Here is a 9670-nt window from a genome sequence, read left to right on the forward strand (position 1 = left end):
CACTGTGGTGGGAACGTGCGGCTCCCGGGGAGGGGAGCATGTCGTGCGACAGGGCCGCGAACACACGCCGGTGGCCGGGCGCGGAGCAGCTCTCGCGCGTCCGTCTGCGAGACCGGTCGGTCTAGGTGTGTACATCACTGGACTGACCCCGTTTTGTAGGTCCAGTCGTTGTGTGAGTCGTCCTGTCGCCCGAGGGTTCGGGCAGGGAGACTGGTCAGATCATGACGAACAGCAGGAAGCGTCACACCCCGGAGCAGGTCGTCCGCAAGCTCGGGCAGGCCGACAGGATGCTCGCCGACGGCGCGGACGTCGCCGCGGTGTGTCGGGAGCTCGGCGTGTCCGAGCAGACGTACTACCGGTGGCGGAACCAGTACGGCGGCCTGAAGGCCGACGACGCGAAGCGTCTCAAGGAGCTCGAGAAGCAGAACGCCACTCTGAAGCGGCTGCTGGCCGAAGCGGAGCTGGAGAAGGCCGCGCTGAAGGAGTTGGCTGAGGGAAACTTCTAGGCCCGGGCAGGCGCCGCGCCGCCGTCGCTCACCTGATCAGGACACTGCAGGTGAGCGAGCGGATGGCGTGCCGTCTGGCCGGGCTGAGCAGGTCCGCGTACCGTCGCCCGCTCAAGGGCGACACGACCGCCGACCCGGACAGGGCGTTGCGGGACTGGCTGCGCGCGTACGCGAAGAAGCATCCGCGGTGGGGATATCGCAGGGCCTACCACGACGCTCGCGGCGAGGGGTGGGCCGTGAACCACAAGAAGATCCAGCGGCTCTGGCGCGAGGAAGGCCTCCGTGTCCCCCAGCGGCGGCGGCGCAAACGCGTCGGATCCTCGACCGTCGACGTCCCGGCAGCGGTCGCACCGAATCTCGTGTGGGCGGTGGACTTCCAGTTCGATGCCGACGAGCAGGGCCGCCCGATCAAGATCTGCTCCATCGTCGACGAGCACACCCGTGAGTGCATCGGAGGGCTTGTCGAGCGGTCGATCACCGCAGACCGACTCACTGCCCACCTCGAGGACCTCGTCGCCGTCCGCGGCGCACCCGCGGTGCTCAGATCAGACAACGGCCCGGAGTTCATCAGCGACGCGATGGCCGACTGGGCCGGCACCCGCACCGGCCTGTTCTACATTCCGCCCGGCTCGCCCTGGCACAACGGGTACGTCGAGTCGTTCAACAGCAGGCTCCGTGACGAGTGCCTGAACATCAACAGCTTCTACTCGCTGCTGCACGCCCAGGTCGTGATCGGCGACTGGAAGACCGAGTACAACCATGACCGCCGGCACTCATCGCTCGGATACCTCGCACCGGTCGACTACGCTCGGCAATGCACCCATCAACTGGAGACCGACGACTCGCACAGCGACCGGACCGAATGAAGGGGGCGGCCCATCACCTCCGGGACACCCGACAGCCCCTCAGTCGCCCGCGCACGGGGACCGGCCCCGACTCGACCCGGAACTCGCAGGAGCCGGCCCCGGAAGGAACTTCGGCATGGCGAAGACAGGCCGGGCCGGCGACGAGGCCGGTTCACCCCTCCCACAGGTGGGACTTCCACAGGGGATGAGGCGTTCCCTTCCGGTGGGCGCGCTCCTGTCGTACAGTGGGTGCACTGTTTCCGAGGCAGAGGAGGCGCGCATGGGTCTCGATGAGTTGAAGACGACCGCGGAGGGGCTCAAGCACAAGGCTGAGGACCTCGTGGGATCGACGCTGAAGGACGAGGCGAAGACGGACAGCGCTCTTGATGCCGTCTCCGGTGCCGTGAAGAAGGCCACCGGGGGAAAGTTCGACGACAAGATCGACGCTGCCAGGTCGGCTGCCGACAAGAAGCTCGGTTCCGAGTAGATCCGTGCCCTGACCGCAGCACATCCCTACTGAGAGATGGTGGCGGGACCCCCCGGGGTCCCGCCACCATCCGTCTGTGCGCGCTGCACGTCCGGCCGGAGGGGTCAGATCCAGCTGTGCAACCACATCCGTGAGAGCCACTCCTGGTAGGGGATGAGCACGCCCGTCCAGACGGTGTAGAAGTAGGCGGAGGTCAGCAGTACCACGACGACGACAGCAGGAGCTGAGAGCGCAAGGGCAGACCTGACGGGACGCGGGAGTTCCAGCCATCCCGGATCCGCTCCACCGATCCCCCCGGGACGGGGCTCCTCATCGGGGTCGTCCCTGAGCCGGCACTGCCCGGTCGCCAGGCCGAGTGCCCACGCGAGCACGAGCGCGACGAAGGGGACGAAGGCGACGGTGTAGAAGGTGAAGATCGTGCGGTGGGAGTAGGCGAACCAGGGCACGTACATGGCGAGGTAGCCGCACAGGATGAGCCCGACGCGCCAGTTGCGGCACCGGAACACGGCCCACAGGGCCACGACGAGGGCGGGCACGGCCAGCCACCAGAGGGCGGGATTGCCCAGCGCCACGACATTGCGCACGCAGTTGCCCCCGGCGCAGCCACCCGAGATCTTCTCGTAGGCGAAGGAGGTGGGGCGCAGTTGGAGGAGCCAGCCGGCAGGGTGGGACTGGTAGTTGTGAGGGGTCGTCAGCCCGTTGTGGAAGGTCCACATCTGTCGGTGGTAGGCCCACAGGTCCGACATCACCGCGAGGAGACCGCTGGACGGACCTCCCGAGGCGGCTGAGACGCCGTGACCCCAGGCGCGGGGGTGCACCATCCACCCGGTCCAGGACAGGATGTAGACCACGATCGCGGTGGGGACCAGCGCGAGGAAGTCCATCGGCACGTCCAGGGCGAGTGCGGCACGCAGGGCACGGGGATGGCCGAGGCGGCGCCGGGTGGTCCATTCGCGCAGTGCCACGAACAGGCCGAGGACCGCGAGGGCGTAGATGCCGGACCACTTGACCGAGCATGCGAGGCCGAGCAGGACCCCCGCGACGAGGAGCCACCACCGTGAACCGGAATGGGGTCCGAGACCACCGGGATCGGGTTCCTCGGGCCCTCTCCAGGCCCGTAGCCCGCTGACGAGCCTGGGGTGGGCCTGTTGCTGGTCCTTCACGACGGCGAGGAAGGCGGCGAGGACGAAGGTCGACAGGAAGATGTCGAGCAGGCTGGTCCGCGACATCACCAGGTGCATCCCGTCGGTGGCCAGGAAGAGGCCCGCGACCAGTGTGACCGCAGGGGATCGGAACAGGTTCCATGCGAGACGGCACAGGAGGAACACCCCGACGGTCCCTGCGACCACGGCCGAGATCCTCCACCCGACCGGGTTGTCCGGTCCGAAGACCTGCATGCCCGCCGCGATCAGCCATTTCCCGGTCGGGGGTGGACGATGAAGGATCCCTTCAGCGTCAGGGCGGAGAAGTCACCGTGGGCGAACGCAAGGTCCGAGCCGCCCTCCCATGTGCCCTCGTAGCCGAGGTGGGCCAGGGAGTAGGCGTCCTTCACGTAGTAGGTCTCGTCGAAGATGAGGGTGGGGATCCGGTCCAGCCCGACCAGTCGGAGGACGGCGGCCACGACCGTGGCGATGCCCGTGGCGACCCAGGCTGAGGCCGGGGAGGTGGGAAGACGGCCCCACCATGCATCCCACCCCGCCCGGACCTCCGCATGGCGTGGTCCGGCGGATCGGGATCCTGGGACCGGGGACGTGCCGGCGGTGTCGGTGTCGTCGCACCCCACGACCACGGCGCTGTCCGGTGCCGTCCGGTCCGCAGGTGCCTCGGAGGCCGTCACGAGTGGGTCCCCGGGGGTCGGGCCTGACCCGCTCGAGAGCTCGACCGGCACTCCGAGTGCCGGGAGCCGCACCTGTGCCGCAGGCTCGGGCGCCCCGGATCCCGGAGCAGCAGGATCGTCCCCGTCGTGACGGGCCGGGCGGTCCGGTGCAGGGTGTTCACCCTCAGGCGGGAGGGATGGGTCGGCCTCGCGGTGTTCGTCCACGTCCGCGAGTCTAGGCTGTGCTCCCGGGCATGCCCCCGCGGTCCGTGGGGCCGTCCGTGGTGCCGGTGGCCCCGCTGGGGCCCGGGAACCACCGCCCCCTGCGGCCCCGGGCTCTCCGCCACCTCGGCCCTCACGCCGGCACATCGCACCGTCGGTCCCCGGGATGGGAGGATGGGGTCATGATGCCCGACGACCAGCCCGTGCAGCGCCCGGGGTCGATCCTCCTGGCGGCCACACCCATCGGGGACGTCTCCGACGCCTCTCCCCGCTTCGTGCGTGCCCTCTCCGAGGCCGAGGTGGTGGCAGCCGAGGACACGCGCCGTCTCCTCGCCCTCGCCTCCCGACTGGACGTCCGCATCAACGGCAAGCTCACCAGCCTCCACGACCACAACGAGCGTGAGCGGGCCGACACGGTGGTCGACCTGGCCGAGGACGGAGCGAGGGTGCTGCTGGTCTCGGACGCGGGGATGCCGACCGTCTCGGACCCGGGTTACCGCGTCGTGCGTCGCGCCGTGGAACGTGGCGTTCCCGTCTCCGCCCTCCCCGGCCCCTCCGCCCCCGTGACCGCCCTGGCCGTGTCCGGTCTGCCCTCCGACCGCTTCGCCTTCGAGGGGTTCCTCCCCCGCAAGGAGGGCGAGGCCACGCGCGCGTTGGAGTCGATGGCCGACGACCCGCACACACTGATCTTCTTCGAGTCGGCGAAACGCCTCAACGCGACCCTGGTGCGGATGGCAGCCGCCTTCGGGGGAACCCGCCAGGCAGTCGTGTGTCGGGAGCTGACGAAGGTCCACGAGGAGGTCCTCCGTGGTGACCTGAACACCCTCATCGCCCGGACCGTGGGTGAGGTGCTCGGCGAGATCACCATTGTCGTGGCGGGTGCGAGGGAGTCCGGGCGCGCGGAGGACCACGTGCTCGCGGTCCTGTCCCTCGCCGAGGAGGGGATGCGCCTGAAGGAGGCGGCCTCCCAGGTCGCTGAGGCCACGGGTCTGCGCAAGAACGACCTCTACCGCGCGGCCCTGCGCCGCCGGGACACGGACTGAACGATCCGACCGGACTCCGGGTGGGGGACCGGACACCTCGGACCGACGGGTCGGGTCCCGAGTGGTGAACGGGACCGCCTGTCGGACCCGCCGGACGGACCCGGCATGGGCGCGTCGCCCAGCGGTGGCTAGTGTGGGGGACGGATGGCACCTGCCCCGAGGAGGAATCATGTCCCGCGCACTCATCGTCGTCGACGTCCAGCCCACCTTCTGCGAGGGCGGTTCCCTGCCCGTGGAGGGGGGGAATGCGGTGGCGGAACGCATCGCCGCCTTCGCGGCCACGCACCGTGGCGCCTACGACCTCGTCGCCACCACCCAGGACTGGCACATCGACCCGGGCTCCCACTTCTCCGACACCCCGGACTTCGTCGACACCTGGCCACCCCACGGGGTCGCCGGCACCCCCGAGGCGGAACTCCACCCCGCCCTGGCCGCCCTCGACGCCGATGTCACCGTCAAGAAGGGGCAGTACGCTGCCGCCTACTCCGGGTTCGAGGGGACCACGGCAGACGGGTCCACGCTGCAGCGCGCCCTGGAGGCAGCAGGCATCACCGACGTCGATGTCGTGGGGCTGGCGGAGTCCCACTGCGTCGCCCAGACCGCCCTGGACGCCGTCGCGGCCGGATTCACCACGCGCGTGCTCACCGACCTCACCGAGCCGGTCACGGAGGAGCTCGGGGCCGCTGCCCGGGTGCGGATGGGTGGGGCAGGGGTCGAACTCGTCGACTCCGGCGTCGTCGACCCGGACTGACCGGCGCCGCCCTCGTCGACCCGGACTGACCGGCGCCGCCCTCGTCGACCCGGACTGACCGGCGCCGCCCCTGTCGGCACCCACCCACGTCCGGACCGGCCGCCCCCGTCGGAGCCCACGCACGCCCGCACGGCCCACCCGCGTCCGTACGGTGCTCCCGGGCTGTGGACGTGCCCGACCGCATGGCCCGGACGGGGGGAGCGGTTCACGTCCCCCGGGTCGACCCGTCTACTCTGGAGACCATGAGTCGCATCCTCTCCGCCGTCGCCTGGCCCTACGCCAACGGCCCCCGCCACATCGGTCACGTCGCAGGTTTCGGGGTCCCCTCCGATGTCTTCTCCCGCTACATGCGAATGGCGGGCCACGACGTCCTCATGGTCTCCGGCACCGACGAGCACGGGACCCCGATCCTCGTGGCGGCCGACGCGGAGGGTGTCTCCCCCCGTCAGCTCGCCGACCGCAACAACCGCCTCATCGTCGAGGACCTCCAGGCGCTGGGCCTGTCCTACGACCTCTTCACCCGCACCACCACCGGCAACCACTACCACGTGGTCCAGTCGATGTTCGAGGTCGTGCGCGACAACGGTTACATGGTGGTGCGGACGACGCGCGGCGCCATCTCCCCCTCCACCGGGCGCACGCTCCCCGACCGCTACATCGAGGGCACGTGCCCCATCTGCGGCTACGAGGGTGCCCGTGGCGACCAGTGCGACAACTGCGGCAACCAGCTCGACCCCACCGACCTCATCAACCCTCGCTCCAAGATCAACGGGGAGACCCCCGAGTTCGTGGAGACCGACCACTACTTCCTGGACCTGCCCGCGCTCGCGGGCGCCCTGTCGAAGTGGCTGGACGACCGGGAGAAGTCGGGCACGTGGCGTCCCAACGTCATCAAGTTCTCCCAGAACTTCCTCGAGGACATCCGTCCCCGCGCCATGACCCGCGACATCGACTGGGGCATCCCGGTCCCCGGCTGGGAGGACCAGCCCAGCAAGCGCCTCTACGTGTGGTTCGACGCGGTGGTCGGCTACCTCTCCGCCTCCATCGAGTGGGCGCGGCGCACCGGTGACCCGGAGGCGTGGCGCAAGTGGTGGAACGACCCGGAGGCCCTGTCCTACTACTTCATGGGCAAGGACAACATCGTCTTCCACTCCCAGATCTGGCCCGCGGAACTGCTGGGCTACAACGGGGAGGGCGACAAGGGCGGCGAGCCCGGGGAGTACGGGCACCTCAACCTGCCCACCGAGGTCGTCTCCTCTGAGTTCCTCACCATGGAGGGCAGGAAATTCGCCTCCTCGCGCGGCATCGTCATCTACGTGCGTGACATGCTCAGCCGCTACCAGGCCGACGCGCTGCGCTACTTCATCTCCGCGGCCGGCCCGGAGACCTCGGACGCGGACTTCACCTGGGCGGAGTTCCTGCGCCGCACCAACACCGAGCTCGTGGCCGGGTGGGGGAACCTGGTGAACCGCACGGCCTCCATGATCCACAAGCGCTTCGGGCACATTCCTGACCCGAAGGACCTGGAGGACGTGGACCGCCAGCTCCTCGACGACGTGGAGGCCGGGTTCGACGAGGTCGGTGGGCTGATCCGCACCCACCACCAGAAGGCGGCGCTGGCCGCGGCCATGCGCCTGGTGGGTGAGGCCAACAAGTACGTCACCGACACCGAGCCCTTCAAGCTCAAGGCTCCCGAGCAGCGTGACCGCCTGGGCACGATCCTGTGGACCCTGGCGCAGGTGGTCACCGACCTCAACACGATGCTCTCCCCGTTCCTGCCGCACTCGGCCAACGAGGTCGACCTGGTGCTGGGTGGGACCGGTGAGGTCGCCCCGATGCCGCGCATCGAGGAGGTCACGGACCTGGACGTCACCAATGAGGACGGCTCCCCGAGGAACTACCCGATCATCACCGGCGACTACGTGGGCTACCCGACCTGGGGGCGCCACCCGGTGCTGGTCGGGCGTGATGTCCACCAGCCCCACCCGGTCTTCCACAAGCTCGACGACGCGATCGTCGAGGAGGAGCTGGGGCGCGCCGGGGCCTGAGGGCGCCGGGGCCTGAGGGTGCTGTCGCCCGCGGGGTCGGGCCACCCGGCCTCCGGGGGCCGTGCGCCGCGCATCGACGAGGGCGACTGTGGGGGCGGACCATCCGGTCCGCCCCCACAGTGCACTCCCGGGCAGGTCTGCTGCCGGGGTCCCGGTCGCGACCCCGGTCAGCCCCTGGACCGTCGCGAGGTGGCCCAGGCGGCGATGATCAGTCCAACCCCGAGCAGCGCCACCAGGCCGATGAGGGCCGTGGTCACGTCGAGGTTCGGGAGCAGTGCGAGCCCGATGAGGAAGATCCCCAGCAGGATCACGATGCCCGCCCAGATCAGCTGGCCCACCCGCACACCCCGCGGTGGTGCCTCCACCGGGCGTCCGTCGACTGGTGTGCCTCCGACGGCCGTGGACGCGGCGGTCCAGACCGGTGGGACTCCCGCGGCCGAGCCGTTGTCGGAGTACTCCGCAGATCGCCAGTCCGTGGCGCCGCCCTCGGTCGGCAGGGCGCGCGTCTCACCAGCGCCGGCGCCGCCCTCGGTCGGCAGGGCGCGCGTCTCCCCGGCGCCGGCGGCACCCTCCCCGACCGGGAGTTCCGTCGTTGCGCCGGTGGCCCCGAGCTCGGTGGTGGGGGCCTCTGTCGGCAGTGCCTCGGTGCGCTTCGCGTGCTCGGTGCCGATCTGTGCGGCGTCGAATCCTGCGACGCCCAACTGGACGGTGTCCAACTGCACGGTGTCCTGCTGCGCGGTCTCGAGCTGCTCGGTGGGGGCGCCCTCCTCGGCGGGTGCCGCGGGAGCGGGTCCCTCGGCGGGCTCCGGTGATGTCCCCGGCGTGGTCCCGGGCGCGTTGTCTGCTGTGGTCATGATGGCCTCCTTCAGTCGGTGGAGTCGCCGGTGGCGGACCCGGACGGACTGGGCGTGGACGTGGTGGGTGCGGGTGTCGTGTCCGCTCCGGACTGCGCGGAGCCCGACTCGGCGTCCCCCTCGGAGGGAGCGACGCTGGAGGGGGCGTCCTCGACGATGGTGATGTCCCCCAGTGACCCGGAGATGGCCACCGTGATCCCGGCCCCGGGGTCCCACCCGTCGGAGCGGAAGGAGAGGGAGTCCGCGATGTAGCCGACCTCGGGCACCCACGGGTCGGTGGAGGAGGTCCCAACGGGATCCTCGTAGTACTCGCCGCGCAGGGAGCCGGTGGAGCCGTCGATGTGGAAGGCGACGGACTGGCCCTGGCGGACGTGGACGACGAGGTTGCCCATCGACCCCTCCACCGTGATCGTCTTGTCCGTCGTGACCGGGGCATCCCTGAGGTCGAGGTCGACGTCGCCGATCCCCGAGATCGTCGAGGCATTCCAGTCGTACTCCGCGGACGAGGCGATCTGAGGGGCCTCGGGGACCTGTGTGGCCTGGGTGGCCCGTCCCCAGGGGACGATCGCCATGAGGGGCAGGGCGATGAGCACGCCCACCAGGGACAGGGCGATCATCCAGCCCGCCCCGCGGTCCCGGATCGCGGCGACCGCCATCACCACGCCGACGACGATGAGCCCGGTACCGCACCCGATGGCGATCGCCCCGAACTCGGTCAGCTCGGACACCGTCCCCACGAAGGTGAAGAAGAGGGAGGCTGCCACGAGGAGGATGATCACCCCGAGGACGGCGAGGTTCGTCCCCACACCGAGCCCCCTGGGTGCCGGCGAGGGCGGGGGTGGTGTCCAGGTCCGCCCCGGCGCACCGGGTGCGCCCTGGGGGGAGCTGGTTGCGGAGGGTCCGCTCCCGGCTGCCCACGCATCACCGCGCGGCACGGAGGCGGCAGGTGCTGCGTCCTGCCACGCAGCGCCGTGGTGACCGGGGGTCCCGGACGAGCGGGGCTGGGTGGTCGACCCTGCCGGGGGGACGGGAGCGGCCTGAGCGGGGTCCTGCCGCCGTTGCGTGCCTGTGGAGGTGCCGGTCGAGGTGCCGGCCGGG

At 70.5% G+C, this 9670-nt stretch carries 9 protein-coding genes; 5 read left to right on the plus strand and 4 right to left on the minus strand.

The window, feature by feature from the left end:
- Positions 1–221: 221 nt before the first annotated feature.
- Positions 222–1372, plus strand: a protein-coding gene (locus tag TA90_RS09960) for an IS3 family transposase (protein ID WP_147513455.1) whose coding sequence is annotated in 2 segments (ribosomal slippage) — positions 222–492 and positions 492–1372 — 1152 coding nt in all. Because the reading frame shifts where the segments join, the coding sequence is not laid out codon by codon here.
- A 259-nt stretch (positions 1373–1631) separates the two neighbouring features.
- Positions 1632–1838: an antitoxin gene (locus TA90_RS09965; RefSeq protein WP_043536100.1), complete on the plus strand. Its 207-nt coding sequence runs from the start codon at positions 1632–1634 to the stop codon at positions 1836–1838.
- Between the two features lie 104 nt (positions 1839–1942).
- Here TA90_RS09965 and TA90_RS09970 read toward each other — a convergent pair whose 3' ends face one another.
- A complete protein-coding gene (locus TA90_RS09970) occupies positions 1943–3235 on the minus strand; it encodes a dolichyl-phosphate-mannose--protein mannosyltransferase (protein WP_052450746.1) in 1293 nt (430 codons plus the stop codon).
- An 11-nt stretch (positions 3236–3246) separates the two neighbouring features.
- Positions 3247–3459, minus strand: a complete 213-nt coding sequence (locus TA90_RS14660; protein WP_147513456.1) for a hypothetical protein — start codon at positions 3457–3459, stop codon at positions 3247–3249.
- A 599-nt stretch (positions 3460–4058) separates the two neighbouring features.
- On the opposite strand from TA90_RS14660, the gene rsmI reads away from it, so the two are divergent.
- The 3 genes from rsmI to metG all read left to right on the plus strand — a co-directional run bounded on the left by rsmI (position 4059) and on the right by metG (position 7718).
- Complete coding sequence (gene rsmI / locus TA90_RS09975) at positions 4059–4919, plus strand: 16S rRNA (cytidine(1402)-2'-O)-methyltransferase (RefSeq protein ID WP_043536102.1); 861 nt, start codon at positions 4059–4061, stop codon at positions 4917–4919.
- Between the two features lie 169 nt (positions 4920–5088).
- Complete coding sequence (locus TA90_RS09980; protein ID WP_043536103.1) at positions 5089–5670, plus strand: isochorismatase family protein; 582 nt, start codon at positions 5089–5091, stop codon at positions 5668–5670.
- A 242-nt stretch (positions 5671–5912) separates the two neighbouring features.
- Positions 5913–7718 (plus strand): methionine--tRNA ligase, encoded by a 1806-nt coding sequence (metG, locus tag TA90_RS09985; RefSeq protein ID WP_043536105.1) that lies wholly within the window; start codon positions 5913–5915, stop codon positions 7716–7718.
- A gap of 167 nt (positions 7719–7885) precedes the next feature.
- Here metG and TA90_RS13325 read toward each other — a convergent pair whose 3' ends face one another.
- A complete protein-coding gene (locus TA90_RS13325; protein WP_052450748.1) occupies positions 7886–8572 on the minus strand; it encodes a hypothetical protein in 687 nt (228 codons plus the stop codon).
- 11 nt (positions 8573–8583) lie between these two features.
- Positions 8584–9378 (minus strand): hypothetical protein, encoded by a 795-nt coding sequence (locus TA90_RS09995; protein ID WP_043536107.1) that lies wholly within the window; start codon positions 9376–9378, stop codon positions 8584–8586.
- Between the last annotated feature and the right edge of the window lie 292 nt (positions 9379–9670).

The sequence above is a fragment of the Actinomyces polynesiensis genome, assembly GCF_000820725.1.
Lineage (GTDB): Bacteria > Actinomycetota > Actinomycetes > Actinomycetales > Actinomycetaceae > Pauljensenia > Pauljensenia polynesiensis.

Bases quoted from the DNA above. Each gene is read 5' to 3' on its own strand.
- TA90_RS09965 (WP_043536100.1), top strand. From the start codon at position 1,632: ATGGGTCTCGATGAGTTGAAGACGACCGCGGAGGGGCTCAAGCACAAG.
- TA90_RS09970 (WP_052450746.1), bottom strand. From the start codon at position 3,235: ATGCAGGTCTTCGGACCGGACAACCCGGTCGGGTGGAGGATCTCGGCC.
- rsmI (WP_043536102.1), top strand. From the start codon at position 4,059: ATGATGCCCGACGACCAGCCCGTGCAGCGCCCGGGGTCGATCCTCCTG.
- TA90_RS09980 (WP_043536103.1), top strand. From the start codon at position 5,089: ATGTCCCGCGCACTCATCGTCGTCGACGTCCAGCCCACCTTCTGCGAG.
- metG (WP_043536105.1), top strand. From the start codon at position 5,913: ATGAGTCGCATCCTCTCCGCCGTCGCCTGGCCCTACGCCAACGGCCCC.
- TA90_RS13325 (WP_052450748.1), bottom strand. From the start codon at position 8,572: ATGACCACAGCAGACAACGCGCCCGGGACCACGCCGGGGACATCACCG.